Source organism: Nocardiopsis sp. NRRL B-16309 (assembly GCF_001279585.1).
Lineage (GTDB): Bacteria > Actinomycetota > Actinomycetes > Streptosporangiales > Streptosporangiaceae > Nocardiopsis.
In genome coordinates this window covers 35,954-61,025 of sequence record NZ_LGEC01000075.1, presented here as the reverse complement: position 1 = coordinate 61,025, position 25,072 = coordinate 35,954, and the positions used below count along the sequence as shown (strand labels likewise).

The window sequence follows — 25,072 nt, the reverse complement described above, 5'->3', positions numbered from 1 at the left end:
CGGACTAGTGCCCCCGGCACCGGCACCCGCTCGGCCGGGCCGGGGGCGAACCCGCCCCGGGCCCGGTGGGACGGCCTCGGCCGCGTTCCTAGGTGAGCGAGGTGTAGGCCACCACGCCGCGCCGGACGAGGTCGGACGCCCGGCGGGCGTTGGTGCGCACCTCCGGGTCACCGGAGGCACCGGCGATCTGGCCGAGCATGTCCACCAGCATCTTGGCCGTGCGCACGAAGTCGCCCGCGGGCATGTCGGCCTGGCGCAGGATCGCGTCGAGGCGGTCGCCGCGCGCCCACCGGTGCGCCGTCCACACGAACCCCAGGTCGGGCTGGCGCAGGAACGACACCCGGTGGCGCGACTCCACCTCGTGCAGCTCGCCCCACAGCCGCACCATCTCCGCCAGGGTCTCCTCGATCCGCCCGCCGGGCAGCCGCGGATAGGCGTCGTCGTTGCGCCGCGCCTCGTAGACCAGGGAGGCCACGCACGCGGCCAGCTCGGGCGGCGTCAGGTCCTTCCACACCCCCCGGCGCAGGCACTCGGCGACCAGCAGGTCCAGTTCGGAGTAGACCTTGGCCAGCCGGCCGCCCTCCTCCGAGACCGTGTCGCCCGACAGGTACTCCAGGTCCTCCAGCACCCCGCACACGCGGTCGAAGGTGCGCGAGATGACGTGCGAGCGCCCCTCGACCCTGCGGCGCAGGGCGTCGGTCTCCTTGGCCAGCCGGAAGTAGCGCTCGGCCCAGCGGGCGTGGTCCTCGCGCTCGGCGCACCCGTGGCAGGGGTGCTCCCGCAGTTGCGCGCGCAGCCGCCGCACCTCGGCGTCCTCGCCCTGCCCGCGCGGCCTGCGCTCGACGGCGGGATCGGTGCCCTGCTCCTTGAGCTTGGCGCGCAGGGTCGAGGCCAGGTCCTGGCGCGAGCGCGGGGAGCGAGCCGAGAACGACTTCGGGACGCGCATGCGCCCCGAGGCCTTCACCGGCACGGTGAAGTCGGTGGAGTTGATCCGCTTGACCTGCTTGTCCACGGTCAGCACCAGGGGCGCGGGCGGGTCGTTGCGCAGGCCCGGGTCCAGCACGACGGCGTGCCCGGAGAAGCGGCCCGAGGGGATGCGGATGATGTCGCCCGTGCGCAGCAGCTCCAGGGCCTCCAGGGCCTCGTCGCGGCGCTGGATCGACCGCGTCCGCGACAGGACGGCCTCGCGGTCGCTGAGGGCGCGGCGCAGTCCGGCGTACTCCATGAAGTCGCCCAGGTGGCACTCGGCGGCCCGCGCGTAGCCCTCCAGTGCCTCCTCGTGCTTGCGCAGCTGCTTGACCAGCCCCACCACGGCGCGGTCGGCCTGGAACTGGGCGAAGGACGCCTCCAGCATGTTCCGGCTGCGGCGGCGGCCGACCTGGCCGACCAGGTTCACCGCCATGTTGTAGGAGGGCTGGAAGCTGGAGTTGAGCGGGTAGGTGCGCGTTCCGGCCAGGCTGGCCACCGACTCGGGGTCGGTACCGGCCTGCCACACCACCACGGCGTGGCCCTCCACGTCGATGCCGCGGCGCCCGGCCCGCCCGGTGAGCTGGGTGTACTCCCCCGGCGTGAGCTGGGCGTGGGTCTCGCCGTTCCACTTGTCCAGCTTCTCGATGACCACGGTGCGGGCGGGCATGTTGATGCCCAGCGCCAGGGTCTCGGTGGCGAAGACCGCGCGGATGAGCCCGCGCGAGAACAGCTGTTCCACGACCTCCTTGAACGCGGGCAGCATGCCGGCGTGGTGGGCGGAGATCCCCGCCTCCAGGGCGCGCAGCCAGGCGTCGAACCCCAGCACGGTGAGGTCGGCGGCCGGGATGTCGGCGCACTGGGACTCCGCGTACTCGCGGATCTCGGCGGCCTCCTCCGGCGTGGTCAGGACCAGGCCCGAGGCCAGGCACTGGCGCACGGCGTCGTCGCAGCCGGCCCGGCTGAAGATGAAGGTGATCGCGGGCAGCAGGCCCTGGTCGTCGAGCTCCTCGATCACGGTCGGCCGCTGGGGCGGGGCGAACCGCGAACGGGGCCGCGGCGTGCCGCCCCGCGCCCGCGACTGCGGGTGGCGGCGCCGGTCGGCGAGCTGGGTGACCCGCGCGTCCTCCTCGGCGAACCGGGTCAGGCTCGGGTTGATGTGCAGCGTGCGCCCGCCGACCTGGATCTCGCGGGGACGCCCGCCGCCCTGGCGGCGGCGTTCGCGCTTGCGTTTGCCCTTGCGGCCCTCCGGCCGCTCCTCACGGGTCTCGTCGGTCTCCTCCGCCACGTCCACGAACAGGTCGTGCATGCGGTGGCCGACCATCACGTGCTGCCACAGCGGCACGGGACGCGTCTCGTCGACGATGACCGTGGTGTCCCCGCGCACCTGCTGCAGCCACTCACCGAACTCCTCGGCGTTGCTCACGGTGGCGGACAGGGCGACCATGCGCACCGACTCGGGCAGGTGGATGATCACCTCCTCCCACACCGCGCCGCGGAACCGGTCGGCGAGGTAGTGGACCTCGTCCATGACGACGTAGGCCAGCCCGCCCAGGGTCGAGGAGCCCTCGTAGAGCATGTTGCGCAGCACCTCGGTGGTCATCACGACCACGGGCGCCTCGCCGTTGACACTGTTGTCACCGGTCAGCAGGCCGACCTGGTCGGCGCCGTACCGGCGGACCAGGTCGTTGTACTTCTGGTTGGACAGCGCCTTGATGGGCGTGGTGTAGAAGCACTTGGTGCCCTCACCCAGGGCCAGGTGCACGGCGAACTCGCCGACCACGGTCTTGCCGGACCCGGTCGGCGCGGCCACCAGGACCCCGTGCCCCTTCTCCAGGGCCTTGCACGCCCTGACCTGGAAGGGGTCGAACTCGAACCCGTAGAGGCCCTGGAAGGCCTCGATCGCGGCGCTGGAGGCGCTCTTGCGCCGACGGAAGGCGGCGTACCGCTCAGCGTGACTACTCATAGGGCACCCAGCGTCTCAGATCTCACGCCTGTGATCCTATGCGGGACGCCGAGTCCGGCGGTGTGGGCCGCCGCACCCGCAGTGCCCGGCGCACCCGGTTCGCTGGGGCGTGTTCCGCGGGCGCTCGCCCTAGGCCAGTTCCAGCAGCTCGACCGACTTGGGGACCACTTCGCACTCCAGGCGCGGCGGACCCACGCGCTCGCCGTCGGCGTAGGCCGCGCCCGCCTCGCCCTCGATGGTGACCGTGCGCCCGCGCTCCACCACGATCTCGTCCAGGCTCGTGTGGCTGCCGTTGAACACACGCGGGAACAAGCGCAGGAACCGGCCCAGCGGCGCCTGGCGGGCGAAGACCACGTCGATCAGCCCGTCGTCGGGGACGGCGTCCGGGCACACGTGCATGCCGCCGCCGTAGGCGCTGGTGTTGCCGACCGCGACCAGCATGCCGGGCTCGGCGATGCGGCGCCCGTCCACCGTGATCTCGAAGTCGATGGGGGTGAAGGAGCGCAGTTCGGCCAGGAGGCCCACGAGGTAGCCCGCGCGGCCGATCCCGAACCGGAAGCCGTTGACCCGCTCGTTGACGCGGGCGTCGAAGCCGCACGCCAGCACGCTGAGGTAGTGGCGCCGGGTGCCGTCGGCCAGCCTGAGGCGCACGCAGTCCACCGACCGGGCGCGCCCGGCCAGGATCGCCTCGGCGGCCCGGCGCGGTGACAGGCGGCGCGAGGAGAAGGCTCGGGCGATGTCGTTGCCGGTGCCCGCCGGGATCACCGCCAGGGGGACGCCGCTGCCGACGACGGCCTGCAGGGCCTGGTGCACGAGCCCGTCGCCGCCCACCGCGACCAGGGCGTCGGGCCGGTCCGCGACCGCCAGGCGGGCCAGCCGCCGGCTGTCCGCGGCCGAGTCGCCGCTGTAGACGAACACACGGGCGCCGGCCTCGCGCAGCGCCTCCTTCAGCCGTACCGCGGTGACCGCGGCGCGGCGCCGACCGGAGGCGGGGTTGACCAGGAGGGCGATGTGGGGGGTCATGGAATGGGGACCTTGCTAACACGGGTGCGGGGATGTGCGGACGCGTGGAGGCCGCCCGCACCGCCCCGCGCCCCGGGTGTGCGTCAGGACCGGGCGTCCTGGCCCTGCTCCTGCTCGGCTTCCTCGCGCTGGCGGCGATGGTACTCCTCCATCGCCTCCGGCGTGTTCAGCGGGGAGGGCACCCAGGCGACGTCGACCTCGACCTCGCGGTTCTGGATACGGCGCTCCTCCTCGGTGAGGTACTCCTCGGGGATGTCGAACTCACCGTCGCGGGCCCCCAGGACGAAGGCCTCCCACTCCGCGGGGGTGAAGAACAGCGTGCCCTTCTCCGGGGCCTTGCCGTCGCGCACGGCGCGGAAATCATCGTCGAAGCGGGCCACCTCGACGACCGCCTCGGAGTCGTCCCTGGACAGCGAGGAGCGCATCCACACCGCGTGCGTGGTGTCGTGCCACTTCTCGTTGCCCATCGCCTCAGGAGGGAGCTCCCGCTTGGCCTCGGACCGCTCGCTCATCGTGCTTCCTCTTCCCAGTCACCGGACCGGCCCGGAGGCCGTTCTCCGGGCCCGTGGGCCCTACGGTCGCCCACTGCGCCCGACCCTAGCGGCTCGTGCCGCCCCCTCAGGTCCGCTTTCCGGTCTCCGGTTCGGACTCGGTGTCCTCCAGCGGCGAGAGCTCGTCGTCGAGTTCGGAGATCTCGTCGTCGTCCAGGTCGGCGTAGGGGTCGTCGCGGCGCTTGCGGCGGTCGTTGAGGAAGGCGAAGACCTCGGCGATCTCGAAGAGCAGCACGAGCGGCACGGCCAGGGCCAGCATGGAGATCGGCTCGGCCGGGGTGATGATCGCGGCGATGGCGAACGTGGCGAAGATGATGACGCGCCGCCACTTGGCGATCACGGCGTGCGGCAGAACCCCGGTGAGGTTGAGCAGGGCCACCAGGAGCGGCAGGACGAACCCGAGGCCGAACATGCCCATCATGACGACCATGTAGTCCAGGTACTCCCCGATGGTGAGGAACGTCAGCGCGTCCTCGGGCAGGAAGCCGAACAGCATGGTCAGGGCGAGGGAGGTGACGTAGTAGGCCAGCACCGCGCCGCCGATGAACAGGACGGCGGCCAGCGGGGCGAAGATGTAGGCGTACTTCTTCTCGCGGCTGTGCAGGGCCGGGGCGACGAACGCCCACAGCTGGTAAAGCCAGAACGGGGCGGAGACCAGGGCTCCGACGAACGCCCACACCTTGAACGCCACGAAGAAGGCGTCGAAGGGGCCGGTCACGATGAGCGAGCAGCCCTCGGGGTCGACCGCCTCGGACTCGGGCAGCGAGCAGTAGGGCGCCTTGAGGATCTCCCAGACGATGTCGTAGACGAAGTACCCGACCACACTGCCGAGAACGAGGGCGATCATCGCCTTGGTGAGGCGTCCGCGCAGCTCGCGCAGGTGCTCCATGAGCGGCATCCGGGCCTCTGGGTTCTCCCGGCGTCGTGCCGTCATCGTCCCGTCACTTTCCTGTCTCCTCGGGGCCGCGCGCGCGGCCACCCCCTCACAACCGTCCGGCGCGGCGCTCCGCGGCGCCGCGCCCGTAGGGCCTGGCCCTGTCGGCTCCTACCGCCCCTGGCCGCCGGACACCGTCCGCGCCCATGGGCGGTGCCGCTCAGTTGCCGTAGGTGTGGCGGGTGGGCTCGCCGGACTCGTGGACGATGCGCTGGCCCGCGGGCAGCTGCGGGTAGCCCTGCTGCTGCTGGGGGGCGTCGGTGGGCGCGGCGGCCTGGGGGCCCTGCTGCTGCCGTCCGGCCTGCTGCTGCGTGTCGTCCTCGGTCGACTCGTTCTCCTCCTCGACCAGGCCCTTGCTCTCGGCCTTGAGGATGCGCGCGCTGCGGCCGAGGGAGCGGGCCAGCTCCGGAAGCTTCTTGGCTCCGAAGAGCAGCACGGCCAGGATCACCAGGATGGCGATGGTAGGTCCGTTAAAGGGTCCCATGGTTCAACCTCTCTCTGGGGCGCGACCAGGCGCCTTCGATGGTACGCGCATGCGCCGCGGGGCCGTCACGCCCCCGCACCGCTCCGGCGGACGCGCTCGCGCAGGGCGGCGCTGCTCGCCTGGTATTCGCCCGACGCCCGGTTCACCTGTACGGACAGCTCGCGTGCGGCGCGGTGGACGCGCAGCGCGAGCACGCCGATGGCGGCTCCGGTCAGAACCACCACGAACAGGACAGCGAGGACGATCACGAATTCACCATATCCCTTCCGGCATGACCTACACCCCGCGCCTCCATGAACATGTGCGCCTCACTCCGGCGACGATGTGGTTTCGACCAGGGAAACCGGCGTTCGGGCCGGTCGGTAGTGCTCCAGGGTCCGCAGGGCCTCCGCCCGCACCTCCTCCGCCAGAGCAGCCGGAGCCACCACCCGGCACTCCGGTCCCAGGTGCAGCGCCAGCCGCGCGACCCAGGCGGGGGCGGGGGTGCGCAGGGTCGCGCGGACACCGCCTCCCTCGCGTTCGAGCACCGACTCGCACACGTAGTCCTCGGTCACCCAGCGGGCGGAGGGCTCCAGGTCCAGGGTGACCAGGGCGTCGCGGTCCGAGCGCTGCAGGACGCCCCCGGACAGGTCGCGGCGGCCCACCCCCTCGGGGACCTCGGCCGCGTAGGGCAGGACCGTGAGCTCCAGTACCCGGTCCAGGCGGAACAGGCGTACGTCCTGGCGCAGACGGCAGTACCCCTCCAGGAACTGGTTGCCGTCCTGTACGACCAGCCCCATGGGGTCCACCTCGCGCTCGGTGACCTGGTCGAGGTAGCCCGACAGGTAGCGCAGGTGCAGCCGCTGGCCCGACTCCAGGGCGTCGGCGCAGCGGCGCTGGGTCCGGGCGACCTGCTCGTCCATGTCCAGGCGGACCTGCACCGCGTCCACCAGGGCGCCCGCGGCGGCCCCGGCCGCGGCCCGCAGCTTCTCGCCCACCCGCTTGAGGGCGCCGCCTTCCAGCCCCTCGGCCTCGGGCAGCGCCTCCAGCAGGGACACGCCCACGACCAGGCTCGCCGCCTCGTCGGCGGTCAGCCGCAGCGGCTGCGCCAGGGTGTCGGCGTTGCCGAGGATGATCTCCCCGGTCTCGCGGGCCGCGTCCAGGTCGACGTCGATGAGGTCGCCGGGGGTGTAGCCGGGCAGGCCGCACATCCACAGCAGCCCCAGGTCGGCCACGACCTGCTTCTCACTGAGCCCGAAGTGGCGGGCCACCTCCTCGACCCGCAGGTCGCGGCCCAGCGCGTAGGGCACGAGCATGAGCAGGCGGCGCAGCTGGTCGGAGGAGCGCGGGCCGCGGGCGGGCGCCACCGCCTCGGTCCGGGCGACCGCGTCCTCGGGCTCGCCCGGCGCGACCTCGTGCGCGGCGGTGTCCGCCAGGTGGGCGGCGACCGCGTCGCGGGCGTCGGCGGGCTCGACCAGTTCGGCGCGCGAGCCGAAGGAGGCCACCGCCCGCACCAGGTCGGGAGTGTCGACGTAGGGGTAGCTCAGGGTGTCCCACCCGCCGCCTCCGCCGTCGCGCTCGCCGGGCACCACCCGCAGCGCGCGGCGGCGCAGTTCGTGCGCGGAGTCGGTGCGCACCCGCACGGTGGCCGAGCGCTCGGGCTCGGCCCGCTGGGTCGCCACCACCGAACGCAGGTCGACCCCCTCGGGCACCTGCACGTCGGGGCCGCCGCGCAGCACGTCGACCTCGCCCTGCACGCGCCCGAGCCGGAAGACCCGGCGCGCCCCGCGGCGGCGGTCGTGGCCGACCACGTACCAGTGGCCGTGCTGGTTGACGATGCCCCAGGGTTCGATCTCGCGCCGCTCGGAACCGGCCTGGCCGGGCTTGCGGTAGTCGAAGGCGATGGGGCGGCGGTCGCGCACCGCCTGCCACACCGGGCCGAAGGAGGGCTCGTCGGTGCGCATGGCCGGGGTCAGCCCGGGCGCGGCCTCGGTGTCGACCGGGACCCCGGCCGACCGCAGCTTGAACAGGGCGTTGGCCGCCGCCTCGCCCAGCGAGGCGTGCCGCCAGGCGCGCGCGGCCAGGCCCAGGACCAGGGCCTCGTCGGGCAGCAGCTCGATCTCGGGCAGCTCGTAGTCGCTGCGGGAGATACGGTAGCCCTCCTCGCCGCTGACCGCGTCACCGGTGCCGACCTGGATGGGGATGCCGCTGTCGCGCAGCTCCCGCTTGTCGCGCTCGAACATGCGCTTGAACGCCGACTCCGACTCCGCCTCGGCGTAGCCCAGTACCGTCTGCCGGATCTCCTGCGCGGTCAGATGGCGGCGCGTGGACAACAGACAGATGACCAGGTTCAGCTGGCGTTCCGTTTTCCTGCGCGACATCGCCCGCACCCTTCTCGACACTCGGTGGACGACCGGCCGGACACGCGAGGGCGCGTCGTCCCGACACCGGCTCAGCATCGAAGGTACCGTGCCCAGCATGATCCGGTGGCGCCGTGGAGAAGTCCGTCAGATCCTGCCCTCCTGGCCGGGGGTGCTCGTGTGCGAGGTGGACGTCCATCCCCGCGGGGACGACGACCCCGCCCCGCGGCGGTGCCGCGCGCTGGCCTACCCCGACGTCGTGGGCCGCCCCGAGGCGGGCGACGGGGTGCTGCTCAACACCGGTGCCCTGGACCTGGGACTGGGCACCGGCGGATACGCGCTGGTCGTGGCCGTGCCCGACCGGCTGCCGCCCGACCGCGAGGGCCCGGGGCACCTGGTCAAGGCCCGCTACACCCCGCTGCAGACCACGGTCCTGGGCACCGACGAACAGGACTCGCCCCACCACGGCCGGCTCCGCGCGGCCACGGGGGTGGAGGGGATGCCCGTGGTGGTCGCCGACCTGCACTCGTCCCTGCCCGCGGTCGTGGCGGGCGTCCGTGCCGAGGCCCCCGCCGCCCGGATCGCGTACGTGATGCTCGACGGCGGAGCCCTGCCCGCCGCCTTCTCACAGCTCGTGGGGGCTCTGCGACAGGAGGGGCTGGTGTCGGGGTGCGTGACCACCGGCCAGGCCTACGGCGGCGACCTGGAGGCCGTCACGGTGCACTCCGGGCTGCTCGCCGCCCGCCACGTCCTGGGCGCCGACCTGGCGGTGGTCTGCCAGGGGCCGGGCAACCTGGGCACGGGCACGCCCTGGGGGTTCTCCGGGGTGGCCTGCGGAGAGGCCGTGAACGCCGTGGGGGTCCTGGGCGGTCGGCCCGTCGCCGCCCTGCGGATCAGTGAGGCCGACCGGCGCGAGCGCCACCGCGGGGTGTCCCACCACAGCCTGACGGCCTTCGGCCGGGTCGCCCTGGCCAGGGCCGACGTGGTGGTCCCCGCCCTGCCCGGGCCCTTCGGCGAGCTCGTGCGCACCCAGACCGCCGCGCTGGGCCAGCGGCACGCGCTGGTCAACGTGGGGGTGGAGGGGCTGGAGGACGAGCTGCGCGCCCTCCCGGTGAAGGTGTCGACGATGGGCCGGGGACTGGAGGAGGACCGGCCCGCGTTCCTGAGCGCCGCCGCCGCCGGCCGGCACGCCGCCCGCCTCCTCGCCCGCCCCGGCCGCCGCTAGTTCCGGAGAGCGCGCCCACCCACCTGCCGCACGTCCGCTCCGGCCACACGCCGTCTCCGTGGCCAGCGGTCGACAGGAGAACCATCCGGGCCCGCGCTGCACCACAACGGCGAAGCCGCACAGGAGGAGCACTCCTTCATCGGCCTCGCGGGAGCACCACTGGATACTCCCGCCCGTCGCCCGCGACCCGCCTTGACGGGCCTCTGCCGGGGGACCCGCGCCCGTCGCCGCTCCACGGGGCGGCGGCCCGGAGGCGTCCTGGCGGCTCAGGCGCGCAGCAGGTTCTCCGGACTGCGCGCCTGGCCGGGAACCGGCGCGCGCTGGGTGGCGTCGAGCATGTGCGACGAGGGCGCGTCGAAGAAGGCGCCGGGCCGGAACATGGCCAGCGAGGTGGGCTCGGCCCGCACGCCCTCGTCCACGCGCAGGGCCTCGGGCACGAACACCGTCCCGTCCCCGCAGGTCACACCCCACGTACGCCCCGGACCCGCGGCGACGACCTGCCCGGGCGCCCCGCCGGGAACGGACTCGTCCAGCCGCCCGGAGCACAGCGTGATCCGGGCGCCCCCGAACATCCCGAAGGCACCCGGATAGGGCTCGGCCAGGGCGCGCACCATCCGGTCCACGTCCCGTCCGGCGGCGGTGAAGTCCAGGTGGCCGTCACTGGGACGGCGCCGCGGCCACACCGACGGGTGCCCCGTCTGGCGCCACCGCGGCGCGGTACCGGCCAGGATGTCGTCCAGGTGGCGGACCAGCAGGTCGGACTGCAGGCGCGCCACCAGGCCGTACAGGTGGGTGGCGGTCACGTCCGGGGCCAGGTCGAACCAGGTCTGGTCGATGATGTCGCCGGTCTCGGGCTCGGCGTCCAGGTGCAGGAGTGTGACCGCGCTGGCCCGGAAGTCGCGCAGGATCGTCCAGGTGATCGGCGCCCGCCCGCGTCCGACCGGCAGCGGCGTGGGGTGCAGGCCCACCGCGCCCAGCGGCAGGGCGGACAGGACCTGTTCGTGCACGATCTGCGACCAGCCCGCCACGACCATCAGGTCGATGCCGTGGGTGGCCAGGGCGTCGCGGGACTCGTCGGAGTTGATGTCGGCGACCCGCACGTGCGGCAGTCCGTGGTGGCGGGTCACCGCCTCGTAGTCGGCGTATCCGGACCGGTGCGCGAGTTCGGCCGGGTAGGACAGCACCAGGCTCGGCGGCCTCCCCCTGGCGCACAGCTCTTCCAGTGCGTCGATGCCCAGGCTCAGCCCGGACACATAGCAGTAGCGACGCTGGTCGGCCATGGGCTCCCCCTCGCTCCGGGACCGTTTGCCCCGACTCTACGCACCCGTTCCGGCACGCCGCGGACCACCGGCGGCCCGGGCGTGTCCGCTCCCGGGGAACACCGAACGCCCGGCCGGGGCGGCCCGGCCGGGCGTGGTGTCGTTCTCGCGCGGTGCCCACGCGCGGGGCGGGGCGCCGCGGCGGCTACTCCTCCGTGCTCTCCTCGGGGCTCTCCTCCGAGTCCCCGTCCTCCGAGGCCTCCTCGTCGGTGGCCTCCTCGTCCGCGGCTCCGTCGGAGGGCTCGGCGCTCGGCTCCTCGGCGGGCGGCGGGTTGTCCACCGCTCCCAGGACGTCGATCACGAAGACGAGGGTGCCCACGGGGCCGCCCATCGCCTCCTCCTCGGTCTCGCCGTAGGCCATGTCACCGGGGACGACCAGGAGCAGGCGGCTGCCGACCCGCTGGCCGACGATGCCCTCGTCCCAGCCCTCGATGACGGCGCCCGCGCCGATCGTGGTGTCGAACGGGTCGCCCGCCCGGCTCCACGTGGAGTCGAAGGGCTCGTGGGCGCCGCTCTCGTCGGCCTCCCAGCGCACGCCCGTGTACTGGACGATGATCTGCTGGCCGTCCTCGACCTCGGCGCCGTCGCCCTCGATGAGGGGCTCGACCACCAGGTCCTCGGGCGGGTCGGTGTCGGGGATGGTGATCTCCGGCTGGCTGTGGCCCTCCTGGACCACCTCCGGCAGGTCGCCGCCGCCGTCGGTGCTCTGCTCGCCGGGAACGACCGCGCCCTTGTTGAAGCGGTCCATGATGTCGAGGACCAGGACGCTGGCGCCCTCGGGGGCCGGCTGCCCGGCGGCCTCGGCCTGGGTGCGCTCCTCCTCGGTCAGCGGCGGGAAGACGAACACCGCCCGGCTGCCGACCGGCTGGTTGACGATGCCCTCGGTGATGTACTCGGGCATCTGCTCCATGCGCACGAGGTCGGGCGCGCCGGTCTCGTAGCTGGACTGCCCCTCCACCAGCTCGCCCTCGCCCGGGGCGGTCCACTGGTACTGGGCGACGTTGGCGATGAGCAGGTCGTCGTTGCGCACCAGCTCGTCCTCGCCGGATCCCTGGCTCACGATGCCGGAGAGCTCCTCGTCCGGCGGCTCGTTGTCCGGGAAGGTGACCTCGGGTGCCTCCCCGACATCACCGGTCACCTCCGGAAGACGAGGGTCGAGTTCCTCATCACCCATGCGGAGGAAGGCGGGAGTGCGCCACTCGTCGGGGATGGATCCACAGCTTGAGACCGCCAGCGCAAGGGCGGTCAGTGGCACCGCGAGGGCGGCAGCACGTCGGTGCATGAGTCACAACCTCTGATTTCCGGCTCAGGACAGAGTCACACTACCGAAAAGAGGGAGTTCGGCCACCCTTGACCGTGCTGGGCCCCCGCCGCTGGCCCCTCCGGACCCCGCCGGTGGGACGGGGTCCGGGGTCCGTCCGCCGGTCACATCCCGGCGATGAGCTTCTCCACCCGTTCGTCCACCGACTTGAAGGGGTCCTTGCACAGCACCGTGCGCTGCGCCTGGTCGTTGAGCTTGAGGTGGACCCAGTCCACGGTGAAGTCGCGGCGCTGTTCCTGTGCGCGGCGGATGAACTCGCCGCGCAGCCGGGCCCGGGTCGTCTGCGGGGGCACCGACTTGGCCTCGAAGATCTTCAGGTCGTTGACCACCCGTTCCATCTGGCCGCGGTTCTGCATCAGGTAGAACAGGCCGCGGTCGCGGTGGATGTCGTGGTAGGTCAGGTCGAGCTGGGCCACCCGGGGGGAGGACAGGGAGAGGTCGTGCTTGTCGCGGTAGCGCTCCAGCAGCTTGTACTTGGCCACCCAGTCGATCTCCCGGGAGACCAGGTCCAGGTTCTGGGTCTCGACCGCCTCCAGGGTGCGCTGCCACAGGTCCAGGATCCGCTTGCCGACGGCGTCGGTGCCGTGGCGGTCGACGTAGCCCTGGACCTTCTCCAGGTACTCGCGCTGGATCTCCAGGGCGCTGGCCTCGCGGCCGTTGGCCAGGCGCACCTTGCGCCGGCCGGTCATGTCGTGGCTGACCTCGCGGATGGCCCGGATGGGGTTCTCCAGGGTGTAGTCGCGCATGACCACCCCGGCCTCGATCATCCGCAGCACCAGGTCGGTCGAGCCGAGCTTGAGCAGCGTGGTGGTCTCGCTCATGTTGGAGTCGCCGACGATGACGTGCAGTCGGCGGAACCGCTCGGCGTCGGCGTGCGGCTCGTCGCGGGTGTTGATGATGGGCCGCGAGCGCGTGGTCGCCGAGGACACGCCCTCCCAGATGTGCTCGGCCCGCTGGCTGACGCAGAACAGGGCGCCGCGCGGGGTCTGCAGCACCTTGCCCGCTCCGCAGATGATCTGGCGGGTGACCAGGAAGGGGATGAGGACGTCGGCCAGGCGGCCGAACTCGCCGTGCCGGCCCACGAGGTAGTTCTCGTGGCAGCCGTAGGAGTTGCCCGCCGAGTCGGTGTTGTTCTTGAACAGGTAGATGTCGCCGGCGATGCCCTCCTCGTGCAGGCGCTGCTCGGCGTCGACCTGCAGCCCCTCCAGGATCCGCTCGCCCGCCTTGTCGTGGGCCACCAGGTCCAGCAGGCTGTCGCACTCGGGGGTCGCGTACTCGGGGTGGCTGCCCACGTCCAGGTACAGGCGGGCCCCGTTGCGCAGGAAGACGTTGCTGCTGCGCCCCCAGGAGACCACCCGCCGGAACAGGTAGCGGGCCACCTCGTCGGGCGACAGCCTGCGCTGCCCCCGGAAGGTGCACGTGACTCCGTACTCGTTCTCCAGCCCGAAGATCCGTCGTTCCACGCGGACTCACCAACTTCCCGTCACCGGGGTGCGGACGGCGGGGCCTCGCCGTCCGCACCCGCGCCGCGACGCGTCCCCGCGCCGCATCGTGATCATTGTTCGCAGGTCACTCGTTGGCCTCGTCCTCGGTGGTGTCACCGCCGCCGGAGGAGGTACGGGCCGCCGCCTGCCCCTCCTCGATGAGGCTGGTCAGACGCCGTCCGTGGATGCGGCGGAACTTGCGGTGCTCCCTGGAGCGCTCCAGCACGGCGACCTCCAGGTTGGAGGCCTCCAGTTCACGTTCCTCCCCGTTCTCCCTGGCCAGCGCGTGGGTGGCCGTGTTGAGGGCCGCGCTGAGGGGGGCGTCGGCGGCGAAGCGGTCCTTCAGGACGGTTCCGACGTGGTCGGAGGAGCCGCCGACCGCCACGAAGCCCTGTTCGTCGACGATGGAGCCGTCGAAGGTGATGCGGTAGATCTCGTCGTCGGCGGCGGTGTCCCCGACCTCGGCGACGACGATCTCCACCTCCCACGGCTTGAGGCTCTCGCTGAAGACGGTGCCCAGCGTCTGGGCGTAGATGTTGGCGAGCTGGCGCCCGCTGACGTCGCGCCGGTCGTACTGGTACCCGCGCACGTCCGCGAAGCGGACGCCCATCAGGCGCAGGTTCTCGAACTCGGGGTAGCGGCCGACGGCGGCGAAGCCGATCCGGTCGTACAGTTCGCTGATCTTGTGCAGGGTGCGGGACATGTTGTCCGCCACCATGAGGATGCCGCCCTCGTACTGCAGGACGACGGCGCTGCGGCCGCGCGCGATGCCCTTGCGCGCGTAGTCCGCCTTGTCCTTCATCTGCTGTTCGGGGGCGACGTAGAACGGCATCGACACCGCGGATCGTTCCTTCGCTACTCGGGGAATGTCTGGTGTGGGGCGGGATCCGTGGTCAGCTCAGGCTGGCGGTGGGTCCGTCGGGGTCGGTCGCCCGTCCCTCGACCACCTCCGTGGCCAGCCGGGCGACGTCCTCGGCGGGGATCCGCCGGTGCCCGTCCTCGGTGATGACATCGATGAGCGGGAAGATCTTGCGGTGCAGGTCCGGTCCGCCCGTGGCGGAGTCGTCGTCGGCGGCGTCGTAGAGGGACTCCAGGGCCACCTTGATCGCGGTGGTCTCGTCCAGGTCGTCGGTGTAGAGCTTCTTGATCGAGCCCCTGGCGTAGACCGAGCCCGATCCGATGGAGTGGTAGCGGTGCTCCTCGTAGCGCCCGCCGACGGCGTCGTAGCTGAACACCCGCCCCTGAGCGGTGTTCTCGTCGAATCCGACGAAGAGGGGGATCATCACGAACCCCTGCATGGCCAGACCCAGGTTGCCCCGGACCATCTGGGCGAGCTTGTTCGCCTTGCCCTCCAGGGTGAGCGAACGGCCCTCCATCTTCTCGTAGTGCTCCAGCTCGACCTGGTACAGGCGGGCCATCTCGATACCGAATCCGGCCGACCCGGCGATCGCCACGGCCGAGAACTCGTCGGTGCGGAAGACCTTCTCCATGTCGCGGTTGGCGATGACGTTGCCCTGGGTGGCCCGGCGGTCGCCGGCCAGGAGTACTCCCCCGGGATAGGTCAGGGCGACGATGGTCGTCGCGTCAGGGGTGAGGTGCCCGGCCGCACCGCTCTCGGGGAGCCTGTGCCCGGGCAGCATCTCCGGGTGGACCGATGTGAGAAACTCCGTGAATGACGAGGTTCCCGCACTCATGAACGCGGCGGGCAACCGTCCGCCCTCGAACCCTGCGAACACGCGACTCCCTCCACTCGCGCCCCACCCCGGCATGGGGGCGGGTGGGGCGCCTGTTGTCCTTGTCTACGACGGCCGAGCGGTGCGCCCGGCCGTGGAACCGACCCTAGTCCTGTGCGCAGTGGGGCTGGTGGTGCCCGAGTGCGCTGTCAGCGAACCACCGCGGGCGGCTACTGTCCGCCCTTCTGGACGAACTGCCGCACGAAGTCCTCGGCGTTGCTCTCGAGCACGTCGTCGATCTCGTCGAGAATGTCGTCGACGTCCTCGTCCATCTGCTCCTTGCGTTCCTGGACGTCCGCCGCGGCCTCGGTCTCCTCGACCTCTTCGTCGCGGCGTGAGGCGTGCTTCTGACCGCCGGTGTCCTTCGTCGCCATCCTCGCTACCTCCCGTTCGGGGCTCTCGCCCTTATCTTGGCCCAACCACGAGCGGCTCAACCCACTTCCCGGGGCCCGATACCCGCAAGTTACCTCGTGGTCCCCCGCGTGCGCGCGCACTCGGACCGCACCGGGACCGCCTCCCCGGCCGGCCACGGCGCTCAGTGGCCGTCGCGCTCCGAGCAGGCGAAGTGGTCGGGCCCTCGGCCGTGGCGTCCGTACCCCGGTCCCTCCCCGCCGCCCCGGAGCCGACGTCCCGGAGCTCGTGGGACGGGGGCCGCCCCCGCCGCGCCGCCGCGGCGCGGACCGGCAGATGTGCGCTGTGCGCACGCGCAGCAGCCGCTCTGTACGGGCCCCGCTGTCAAGCCCGAGGCGCCCGATCCCTGTCCGACGCACCCCGGCACGGCCCGCGCGGCGGTCGGCCGCACCCCTCTGACCTCAGGTATGACGGCGGTGTATCCATGAGGTCACGAAAGGTACCCGGTACCACTGGCCGCATCCGGCCACGAAGATCCCCTTGCGCACACGCCTTGCTCTCACTGCGTCACTACGCGCACTCGATAACGCAAGGTCAACCGAGTGATGGCTACGAGTAGTCATCACCATAAATCCAGTGACCCGATGACCCCACCTGGAACTGCATGGTTCTACTCATTGCGGGGCTTTCGCCCACCAAAGTGTCGACCTAAGGTGGTGAATCGTTTACCGGATGTATCGGTGAATATCGGGAGCGAAAGGAACTCGCTTCCGATAAGGGGACAGCGCCCGACCCAGGCGAGGTCCCCGTTCCCCCGCCAATCCCCCTTGGAGAGTAGGGATCAATGCGACCCTCCCCCGTTATCTCCGCCATCGGAACCGGCGCCCTGGCGTTCGGTCTCGCCCTCACCATGGCACCGGGAGCCCTCGCGGCCCCGGCCGCCGCACCACAGGCCCCCACCCCCGACGACACCGCCTCCACCATGATGGAGGCACTGGCCGCGGACCTCGACCTGTCCACCCCACAGGCAGAAGAGCTCCTTGAGGCCCAGGAGGCGGCACTGGACGTCGACGCCGAGGCCACCGAGGCCGCGGGCGACGCCTACGGCGGCTCCCTGTTCGACATCGACACCCGAGAACTCACCGTCCTGGTGACCGACGCCGACGCCGTGTCCGCGGTCGAGGCGGCCGGCGCCGAGGCCACCGTCGTCACCCACGGGATCGACGGCCTCGAAGACGTCGTCGAGGACCTCAACGCCGCCGACGCCCAGGAGGGCGTCGTGGGCTGGTACCCCGACGTGGAGAGCGACACCGTCGTCGTCGAGGTCCTGGAGGGCTCCGACGCCGACGTCGACGCCCTCGTCGAGGCCGCCGGCGTGGACGCTTCCGCCGTCCAGGTCGAGGAAGTGGCCGAGCAGGCCGAGACCTACGCCAACATCGTCGGCGGTCTGGCCTACTACATGGGCGGACGCTGCTCCATCGGCTTCCCCGCCACCAACAGCTCCGGCCAGGCCGGGTTCGTCACCGCCGGCCACTGCGGCAGCGTCGGCACCCGCGTCACCATCGGCAACGGCACCGGCGTCTTCGAGCGCTCGGCCTTCCCCGGCAACGACGCCGCCTTCGTCCGCGGCACGTCCAACTTCACCCTCTACAACCTGGTCTACCGCTACAACTCCGGCGGCTACCAGTCCGTGACCGGCACCTCCCAGGCGCCGATCGGCTCGGCCGTGTGCCGCTCCGGCTCCACCACCGGGTGGCACTGCGGCACCATCCAGGCCCGCAACCAGACCGTCCGCTACCCGCAGGGCACCGTCTACTCGCTCACCCGCACCAACGTGTGCGCCGAGCCCGGTGACTCCGGCGGCTCGTTCATCTCCGGCACGCAGGCCCAGGGCGTCACCTCCGGCGGCTCGGGCAACTGCTCCTCCGGCGGCACGACCTACTACCAGGAGGTCACGCCGATGATCAACTCGTGGGGCGTGAACATCCGCACGAGCTGACCCGGCCCACCCCGCACCATCCCCCGACGTCCCCGTCCGCGCCGCACGCGGGCGGGGACGTCCCCCGTTCCCCGGTCGGCGCTGTTCAGCCGGTCCCGTGCACGACCTGCCCGTCCAGGACGGTCAGCCACGCGCCCACCGTGCGCAGCCGGTCGGGGTCCACCGCCTCCACGTCGGCGTCCAGGACCACCAGGTCGGCCAGGTACCCCGGCCGCAGCGCCCCCAGACGGTCCTCCACCCCGAGCGCGTGGGCCGCGTCGAGGGTGTGGGCGCGCAGCGCCTCGTGCAGGGTCACCGCCTGGTCGACGCCGATCTCCAGCCCCTCCCTGGTGGTCCGGCACACCGCGTTGGCCACGGTGTCCATTGGACGCAGGCTGGAGACGAAGGAGTCGCTGGACAGCACGGGCCGCAGCCCGAGGTCGATCTCCTCGCGCATGGGCTGGAGCCGGTGCGCGCGCTCGCCCAGCCGGCGCAGGAAGTCGCCGCCGCTGTCGTGCAGGAAGTTGGGCTGGTTGACCGGGATCACCCCGTAGTCGGTGAAGCGCCTGGCCTGCTCCGGGGTGGGGTGGCCGCAGTGCTCCACGCGCGGGCGCGCGTCCGGTCCCGAGACCCGGGCGGCCGAGGCGATCGCGGCCAGGGTGTGCTCCATGGCGGCGTCGCCCTGGGTGTGGATCGCGACCTGCCAGCCCTCGCCCGCCGCCCGGGTGACCAGGTCCACCAGGCGGTCCGGATCGTGGTAGAGGCTGCCCGCGAACTCGCCGTGCTCGCCGTAGGGGACGGAGAACTTCGCCGTGCCGCCGAGCAGCGTGCCGTCGGAGTAGAACTTCATACCGGTCAGGCGCAGCCAGTCGTCGCCGAAGGGGCTGGCGAGCCCGGCGCTGGTGAGCGCGTCCAGCTGGTGCGACAGGGGCATGCCGAAGGTGCGCAGCGGCAGCGTCCCCGCCGCGCGGGCGGCCCGGTACACACGCAGCTCCCGGGCGGAGACCTGGGGGTCGCACACCGTGGTCACACCGGCGGACAGGTACGGGCCCGCGGCGTCGGAGAGCCAGCCCAGCAGCTGGTCGGCGGGCAGGGCGGTGTGGAAGTTGGGGCCGTGGCAGCCGATGTCCACCGCCAGCGGCAGCAGCAGTTCCATCGCCGAGTCCAGGACCATGCCCGTCAGCCGGCCCGCCTCGTCGCGGACGAAGGAGCCCCCCGCCGGGTCGGTGACGTTCTCGGTGATCCCGCTCCAGGCCAGCGCGGCGGAGTTGACCACCGCCTGGTGGCCGGAGACGTGGTAGACGATCACCGGGTGCTCGTCGGTGGCCTCGTCCAGGTGGCGGCGGGTGGGCCGGCCGCCCGGGAACTTGGCGTCGTCCATGTGGAAGGCGCGGATCCACTGGCCCGCCGGGGTGCGGGCGGCCTCCTCGGCGACCACGCGCACCAGGTCGGCGGCGCTGCCCACCCGCGGGTAGCCCGCGTCCACGGCCGCCAGGGACTCGGCCGTGGACAGCAGGTGGTTGTGCGGGTCGATGAACCCGGGGAGGAGGGTGCGGCCGCCCGCGTCCACCTCCACCGCCCCGGGCCCGGCCGCGGCGCGGGCCTGCTCGGCGGACCCGGCGAGGCGGACCCGTCCCTCCCGCACGGCCACGGCGGCGGCCCGGGGGTTGGCGTCGTCCATGGTCAGGACGTTGGCGTTGTGGATGAGCAGAGCGGACACGGGCGAGTTCTCCTCCTCGTGGCGGGTACCGCCGGCGGTCCGGCGGCGGGGACATCGGTCAGGCGGCCAGCAGTTCGGCGTCACGGTGGCGCGGCGCCCGGCGCAGGCACACGATGCTCACCAGAGCCATCACGACCAGGAGTCCGACGACGGGCAGGATGCTGCCGGTCGCGGCGTACAGCGCCGTGCAGACCAGCGGCGAGAGCCCGCCGAACAGGGCGCCGGCGACCTGGTAGGCGATCGAGATCGCCGTGTAGCGCACCCGCGGCGGGTACATCTGGGCGAGCACACGGGCGATCGGCCCGTAGACGGTGGCCATCGCCAGGCGCATGACGCACAGCATGAGCAGGATCAGCGCGGTGCTGCCGGTGGACATGACCAGGAACTGAGGCAGCGCGAGGACGGCCACGGCCGCCAGGCCCACGGTGACCACGCGCACGGTGCCGAAGCGGTCGCCCAGCCAGGACACCCCCAGGGTGGCGACCAGCTCCACGAACGCCGCCAGGGTCAGGCCGTTGAGGATGACCTGTTCGCTGATGCCGACCTCGGTGACCCCGTAGGCCTGCAGGAACGTGGTGACGATGTAGTAGCCGCCCACCGCGACCGGCAGGACGCCGATGCCCAGCAGCAGCGAACGCCAGGACGTGCGCACCGCCTCGCGCACGGGCAGGCCCTCCGGCTCGCCCGGACCCTCCTGGACCGCGGCGAAGACCGGCGACTCCTCCACCTTCAGGCGGATGAACAGGCCCACCAGCACCAGCACGATCGAGGCCAGGAACGGCAGGCGCCAGCCCCAGGTGTAGAGCAGGTCGGCGTCCCAGGCGGTGATGAGGCCGAACGACCCGGTCGCGAGCAGGGCTCCGGCGGGGTTGCCGAGCTGGGCGAAGGAGCCGTAGAAGGTCTTGTGCCTCTCCGGCGCGTGCTCCACGGCCATCAGGACCGCGCCGCCCCACTCGCCGCCCACGGCGATGCCCTGGACGAAGCGCAGGACGACCAGGAGCAGCGGCGCGACGAACCCGACCTGCTCGTAGGTGGGCAGCAGGCCCACGCAGAACGTGGCCGTGCCCATCATCAGCAGGGTGACGACCAGGGCCGACTTGCGGCCCAGCCGGTCGCCGAAGTGCCCGAAGACGATGCCGCCCAGCGGTCGGGCGAAGAAGCCGACCGAGAAGGTCGCGAACGACGCCATGAGGCCGACCACGGGGTCGACGCCCGCGGGGAAGAACAGCGTCGCGAAGACCAGGCTCGCTGCGGTGGCGTAGATGTAGAAGTCGAACCATTCGATCGTCGTACCGACGAAGGCCGCCGTCGCCGCCCGCGCGGGATGCGCGGACGTGAGGGATGTGCGGTGTGTCATGGGGTCCTCCGTTCGTGGCTGCGGGCCACGGCTGTGATGCTGCGACGGTAGTCACCACCCGGCGCCGCACGCAGGGCCGGACCGCACATGGCACCCTGTGACTGATGTGCACACCGCACAAGACGGGAGGCCGACGTGATCACCCTTGGCGACATCACCCGCGCACCCGACCTGGAGGTCCGCGCGGTGGCGGGCCGCACCGGGCTCGACCGGCCGATCCGCTGGGCGCACGTGACCGAGCTGCACGACCCCGTCCACTGGCTCCGGGGCGGCGAACTCGTCCTCACCGCGGGCCTGGGCCTGGGCACCACCGCCGCCGACCAGCGCGCCTACGTGCGCCGCCTGCACGACGCCGGGTGCGTCGGCCTGGGCGTGGCCCTGGACGGCCCCGGGGACACCGTCCCGCCCGCCGTGGTCGCCGAGGGCGACCGCCTGGGCCTGCCGGTGCTCTGCGTCGAGGGCGAGACCCCCTTCATCGCCGTGGTCGAGGCGGTGGCCGCCCACCACGCCGCCGAACGCGGCCGGGCCCAGAGCCGTGTGCTCACCGCCCAGGACGCCATGGCCCGCGCCGCCCTGCGCTCGGGTCCGGCCGGGGTCGTCACCACCCTGGCCGCCTCCACCGGGGGCCGGTCGCTGCTGCTGGACCGCAACGGCACGACCAGCGCCGCCGCCCCGGCCACCGAGCAGCCCTGGCACCGGCTCGTGCGCTCCACGGTCGCCAGCACCGCCCGGCGGCCGCGCGGCATGGCGGTCCTCGACCACGAGGGGGCGACGGTCCTGCTCCAGAACCTCGGACCGGCCGGACGGACGCTCGGCTGGCTGGCGCTGCACTGCGACTCCGAGGTCACCCCGCACACCAGGATGCTCGCCAACCACGCCGCGTCCCTGCTCGCGGTGGACCTGATGCACTCACGCGACACCCGGCGCGCCCTGCACCGCCAGCGCGCGCCGCACCTGGCCGCGGCGGTCTCCGGCCGCGCCGCGCCGCCGCTCACGCTGCCCGACCCGCCCTGGGAGGTGGTGTACCTGCCGTGCGAGGACCCCGGTGCGCTGGTGGACGAGGCGGCCGACGCCCTGTCCGACGTGCTCGGCGCCACCGACGCGGCCGACCGCGCGGGGCTGTGCGCACTGGCCGACGCGGTCGTCGCGGTCCTGCCCGCCGGCGCGGGGGCACGGGCCACCGCGGGGCGGCACGCAGGCACGGGTCCTCACACGGGGGCGGGCTCTCAGAAGGGTGCGGGGCCCCAGACGGGGGCGGGGCCCCAGACAGACGCGGTACCGGACGCAGACGCCGGAGCACGAGCCGCCGCGGGGCGGCACTTCGGGGAGCGGCTGCTGCACGCGCTCTCGGAGGTGCCGAACGGCCCCCGGGGCGCGGGCGCCTGCGGTGCGCGCAGGGTCGCCGACCTGCCCTCGGCCCTGACCCGGGCCCGCCAGGCCGCCGCGGAGGGCTACCGCAACACCGACGAGGCCGACGCGTGGGACCTGTTCCGCTCGGCGGTCCCGAGGGAGGGGGCACGGGCCTTCACCGACTCCGTGCTGGGTCCCCTGCACGAGCACGACGGCCGCCACGGCACCGACCTCGCGCACACACTGCTGCACTACCTCGACCACGGGGCGCAGGTCGAGGCGGCCGCCCGCGACCTGGGCGTGCACCGCAACACCCTGCGGTCCCGGCTCCGCACGGCCGAACGCGTCCTGGGCCGCCGCCTGGACGCCCCGCGCACCCGCCTGGAACTGTGGACCGCCCTGAGTCTGGCCCCCATGCCCTGCCGTGACCGGACCTGGCACTCCTGAACTCCGCGGGTCCGCACGGGAACATTCGGGACGTGGCCCGTGTCACAGGGGTATGGAACCTCGGGCCCCGTACCGGCCATCCCCGAGAACTCCGCGCCACCGGCTCACCTTCGTGGTGGCGGCGATCCTGGCCGTGCTGGTGGCCACGGCCGCCGGCACCGCGCTGGCGTTCACCCTCTCGCCCCTGTGGACACAGCGGTCCCAGGTGGCGGTCGAGGAACCCGCATCGCCGTCGGAGGAAGAAGAGCCCGACCCGCCCCAGAGTCCGTCCGCCTCCGATCCCGCCACCGCGAGCGACACCGCCGGGGCGGTCCCGGAGTCGGTGCCGCCGGAGTCCTACGCGGGCAGCAGCACCCGCGTCGGCACGCTGCACCTCCAGGTCGAGCGGTGCTACACCGACACCCACATCACCGACGGCTTCGCGTTCGAGGACGACGCGCCCGAGGGGATGGAGTTCCACATCTACCGGCTCACCGTCACCAACGAGGGCCACGCGCCGACCGCCTTCGACACCGAGGGGACCACGGGGACGACCACGGACGGCCGGGTCCTGCAGAACGACCAGGACGCGGAGTTCACCGTCGCCTGGGACTACTTCTGGGACGACATCGAACCGGGCGCCTCCGTGACGTCCTACGTCCTCTTCACCGCTCCCACCGGGACGGAGTTCACCGAGGTCCTGGTCTCCGGCGAAGGGCTCCTCGAACCCGACGAGTAGCCGTGCCGCGGCCGGTCATCGAGATCGGCACCGGGCACCCGACCGCCGGCGCCCACGCCCCGCCGAGCCGTCCCCTGGCCACGGCCCGCACCAGAAGTGCGCCCGCCGCCCGCGCCGCCTGAGTGCGGGCACTCGGAGCGGCGCGCGGCGGTCGGCGGCCGTGGCCCGCGGGCGTGGTCAGTCCCGGCCGGACCCCGTGAGGACCGCGACCAGGTCGGCGGCCGTCGGCGCGTTGTCCAGCAGCGCGCCCACGTGCTCCTTGGTCCCCCGGGTGGGCTCCAGGGTGGGGACCCGCTGCAGGGAGTCGTAGCCCGGCAGGTCGAAGATCACCGAGTCCCAGGACGCCGCCGCGACCTCGTCGGCGTACTTGGCCAGGCAGCGGCCGCGGAAGTAGGCACGGGTGTCCTCCGGCGGCTCGGTGACCGCGCGCTGCACCTGCCGCTCCTCCAGCAGGCGCGTCATGCGGCCGCGGGAGGCCATCCGGTTGTAGATCCCCTTGTCCGCCCGCACGTCCGAGTACTGCAGGTCCACCAGCTGCAGACGCGGGTGCGACCAGTCCAGCGAGTCGCGCGAGCGGTAGCCCTCAAGCACCTTGAGCTTGGTCACCCAGTCCAGCTCGCCGGACAGGCCCATCGGGTCCGATCCCAGGCGCGTCAGGACCGACTCCCAGCGGTCCAGCACGTCGGCGGTGTCGGGGTCCACTTCGGTGCCGAACTTGTCCTCGACGTACTTGCGCGCCTGGTCCAGGTACTCGCCCTGCAGCTCCAGCGCCGTCATCCGCCGCCCGTCGCGCAGCCGGACCCGGTGGGTCAGACCGGGATCGTGCGAGACGGCCCGCAGGTCGGCCACCGGGGTCTCCAGCGACAGGTCCACGCTGAGGAACCCGTCCTCGATCATCGACAGCACCAGCGCCGTGCTGCCCAGTTTCAGGTACGTGGACAGCTCGCTCATGTTGGCGTCGCCGATGATCACGTGCAGGCGGCGGTACCGGTCCGGATCGGAGTGGGGCTCATCGCGCGTGTTGATGATGGGGCGCTTGAGCGTGGTCTCCAACCCCACCTCGACCTCGAAGAAGTCCGCGCGCTGGGAGATCTGGAAGCCCGATCCCTGGCCGTCCGCGCCGATACCGACCTTGCCCGCTCCGCACACGACCTGCCGCGAGACGAAGAAGGGGATCAGGTGCCGCACGATGTCGCCGAACGGCGTCGACCGGCTCATCAGGTAGTTCTCGTGACACCCGTAGGAGGCGCCCTTGTTGTCGGTGTTGTTCTTGTACAGCTGGATCGGTTCGATGCCCGGCGTGGCGCCCGCGCGCGCCGCCGCGTCCGCCATCACCCGCTCCCCGGCCTTGTCCCACAGGACCGCGTCCATCGGGTTGGTGACCTCGGGCGCCGAGTACTCCGGGTGGGCGTGGTCGACGTACAGCCGCGCGCCGTTGGTGAGGATGACGTTGGCCAGCCCCAGATCCTCGTCGGTGAGCTGCGTGGGGTCGGCGACCTCACGCGCCAGATCGAACCCGCGGGCGTCGCGCAGCGGGTTCTCCTCCTCGAAGTCCCACCGGGCACGCCGGGCCCGGGCAGCCGACGCCGCCAGATAGGCGTTCACCACCTGGGTGGAGGTGACCATCGCGTTGGCCCCGGGGTTGCCGGGAACGGAGATCCCGTATTCGGTCTCGATACCCATAATCCGCCGCACACTCATGATGAGAGGTTATCCGCCGGGGACCGGTCTTGAACGCTTCAGCGCCAATTGTCGCTCAAGTGCCGTCTTCTCGGGCGTTTCGGCCCAGCGGACCCCAAGGACCGT

Annotated in this window: 20 protein-coding genes; 4 read left to right on the top strand and 16 right to left on the bottom strand. The window is 72.5% G+C overall.

Annotation, left to right across the window (positions count from 1 at the left end; all coding sequences use genetic code 11):
• Nucleotides 1–88: 88 nt before the first annotated feature.
• The 7 genes from ADL05_RS15380 to ADL05_RS15350 form a co-directional block, all read right to left on the bottom strand.
• Nucleotides 89–2,932: an RNA helicase gene (locus ADL05_RS15380; protein WP_053617654.1), complete on the bottom strand. Its 2,844-nt coding sequence runs from the start codon at nucleotides 2,930–2,932 to the stop codon at nucleotides 89–91.
• Between the two features lie 129 nt (nucleotides 2,933–3,061).
• Nucleotides 3,062–3,955 (bottom strand): diacylglycerol kinase family protein, encoded by an 894-nt coding sequence (locus tag ADL05_RS15375; RefSeq protein ID WP_053617653.1) that lies wholly within the window; start codon nucleotides 3,953–3,955, stop codon nucleotides 3,062–3,064.
• A gap of 83 nt (nucleotides 3,956–4,038) precedes the next feature.
• The gene (locus ADL05_RS15370; protein ID WP_053617652.1) at nucleotides 4,039–4,467 is read right to left on the bottom strand and encodes a DUF397 domain-containing protein; all 429 of its coding nucleotides are present in this window, start codon (nucleotides 4,465–4,467) and stop codon (nucleotides 4,039–4,041) included.
• A 106-nt stretch (nucleotides 4,468–4,573) separates the two neighbouring features.
• Nucleotides 4,574–5,404: a twin-arginine translocase subunit TatC gene (gene tatC, locus ADL05_RS15365; protein ID WP_053617651.1), complete on the bottom strand. Its 831-nt coding sequence runs from the start codon at nucleotides 5,402–5,404 to the stop codon at nucleotides 4,574–4,576.
• Nucleotides 5,405–5,600: 196 nt separating this feature from the next.
• Nucleotides 5,601–5,924: a Sec-independent protein translocase subunit TatA gene (tatA, locus tag ADL05_RS15360; RefSeq protein WP_053617650.1), complete on the bottom strand. Its 324-nt coding sequence runs from the start codon at nucleotides 5,922–5,924 to the stop codon at nucleotides 5,601–5,603.
• Nucleotides 5,925–5,989: 65 nt separating this feature from the next.
• On the bottom strand, nucleotides 5,990–6,172 hold the full coding sequence (locus ADL05_RS15355; protein WP_053617649.1) for a hypothetical protein: 183 nt from the start codon (nucleotides 6,170–6,172) through the stop codon (nucleotides 5,990–5,992).
• A gap of 60 nt (nucleotides 6,173–6,232) precedes the next feature.
• Nucleotides 6,233–8,284, bottom strand: coding sequence for a YafY family protein (locus ADL05_RS15350; RefSeq protein ID WP_053617648.1), 2,052 nt, complete (start codon nucleotides 8,282–8,284; stop codon nucleotides 6,233–6,235).
• Between the two features lie 97 nt (nucleotides 8,285–8,381).
• Here ADL05_RS15350 and ADL05_RS15345 point away from each other — a divergent pair, with 97 nt between their 5' ends.
• Nucleotides 8,382–9,488 (top strand): DUF3866 family protein, encoded by a 1,107-nt coding sequence (locus ADL05_RS15345; RefSeq protein WP_053617647.1) that lies wholly within the window; start codon nucleotides 8,382–8,384, stop codon nucleotides 9,486–9,488.
• 266 nt (nucleotides 9,489–9,754) lie between these two features.
• Here the strand turns inward: ADL05_RS15345 and ADL05_RS15340 are convergent, their stop codons facing one another.
• From ADL05_RS15340 to ADL05_RS15315, 6 genes are all read right to left on the bottom strand, one after another.
• The gene (locus ADL05_RS15340; protein ID WP_053617646.1) at nucleotides 9,755–10,768 is read right to left on the bottom strand and encodes a methionyl-tRNA formyltransferase; all 1,014 of its coding nucleotides are present in this window, start codon (nucleotides 10,766–10,768) and stop codon (nucleotides 9,755–9,757) included.
• A 184-nt stretch (nucleotides 10,769–10,952) separates the two neighbouring features.
• On the bottom strand, nucleotides 10,953–12,089 hold the full coding sequence (locus ADL05_RS15335) for an FKBP-type peptidyl-prolyl cis-trans isomerase (RefSeq protein WP_053617645.1): 1,137 nt from the start codon (nucleotides 12,087–12,089) through the stop codon (nucleotides 10,953–10,955).
• Between the two features lie 143 nt (nucleotides 12,090–12,232).
• On the bottom strand, nucleotides 12,233–13,591 hold the full coding sequence (gene pafA / locus ADL05_RS15330) for a Pup--protein ligase (protein ID WP_053617644.1): 1,359 nt from the start codon (nucleotides 13,589–13,591) through the stop codon (nucleotides 12,233–12,235).
• A gap of 106 nt (nucleotides 13,592–13,697) precedes the next feature.
• The gene (prcA, locus tag ADL05_RS15325) at nucleotides 13,698–14,450 is read right to left on the bottom strand and encodes a proteasome subunit alpha (RefSeq protein WP_053617643.1); all 753 of its coding nucleotides are present in this window, start codon (nucleotides 14,448–14,450) and stop codon (nucleotides 13,698–13,700) included.
• A 55-nt stretch (nucleotides 14,451–14,505) separates the two neighbouring features.
• Entirely contained in the window at nucleotides 14,506–15,381 is an 876-nt protein-coding gene (gene prcB, locus ADL05_RS15320) for a proteasome subunit beta (RefSeq protein WP_197285810.1), read from the bottom strand.
• A gap of 134 nt (nucleotides 15,382–15,515) precedes the next feature.
• Complete coding sequence (locus tag ADL05_RS15315) at nucleotides 15,516–15,719, bottom strand: ubiquitin-like protein Pup (RefSeq protein WP_053617641.1); 204 nt, start codon at nucleotides 15,717–15,719, stop codon at nucleotides 15,516–15,518.
• A gap of 821 nt (nucleotides 15,720–16,540) precedes the next feature.
• On the opposite strand from ADL05_RS15315, the gene ADL05_RS15310 reads away from it, so the two are divergent.
• Nucleotides 16,541–17,695: a S1 family peptidase gene (locus tag ADL05_RS15310; protein ID WP_053617640.1), complete on the top strand. Its 1,155-nt coding sequence runs from the start codon at nucleotides 16,541–16,543 to the stop codon at nucleotides 17,693–17,695.
• A gap of 85 nt (nucleotides 17,696–17,780) precedes the next feature.
• Here ADL05_RS15310 and ADL05_RS15305 read toward each other — a convergent pair whose 3' ends face one another.
• The gene (locus ADL05_RS15305; protein ID WP_053617639.1) at nucleotides 17,781–19,394 is read right to left on the bottom strand and encodes an amidohydrolase; all 1,614 of its coding nucleotides are present in this window, start codon (nucleotides 19,392–19,394) and stop codon (nucleotides 17,781–17,783) included.
• Between the two features lie 58 nt (nucleotides 19,395–19,452).
• Nucleotides 19,453–20,751 (bottom strand): MFS transporter, encoded by a 1,299-nt coding sequence (locus tag ADL05_RS15300; RefSeq protein ID WP_053617638.1) that lies wholly within the window; start codon nucleotides 20,749–20,751, stop codon nucleotides 19,453–19,455.
• 135 nt (nucleotides 20,752–20,886) lie between these two features.
• On the opposite strand from ADL05_RS15300, the gene ADL05_RS15295 reads away from it, so the two are divergent.
• Together ADL05_RS15295 and ADL05_RS15290 are read left to right on the top strand one after the other, a co-directional pair.
• Complete coding sequence (locus tag ADL05_RS15295) at nucleotides 20,887–22,548, top strand: PucR family transcriptional regulator (RefSeq protein ID WP_053617637.1); 1,662 nt, start codon at nucleotides 20,887–20,889, stop codon at nucleotides 22,546–22,548.
• A 112-nt stretch (nucleotides 22,549–22,660) separates the two neighbouring features.
• Nucleotides 22,661–23,266 carry a DUF4352 domain-containing protein gene (locus tag ADL05_RS15290; RefSeq protein WP_053617636.1) on the top strand — a complete coding sequence of 202 codons (606 nt, stop codon included), beginning with the start codon at nucleotides 22,661–22,663 and terminating at the stop codon, nucleotides 23,264–23,266.
• A gap of 177 nt (nucleotides 23,267–23,443) precedes the next feature.
• On the opposite strand, the gene dop is transcribed toward ADL05_RS15290, so the two are convergent.
• A complete protein-coding gene (gene dop / locus ADL05_RS15285) occupies nucleotides 23,444–24,967 on the bottom strand; it encodes a depupylase/deamidase Dop (RefSeq protein WP_053617635.1) in 1,524 nt (507 codons plus the stop codon).
• Nucleotides 24,968–25,072: the final 105 nt, after the last annotated feature.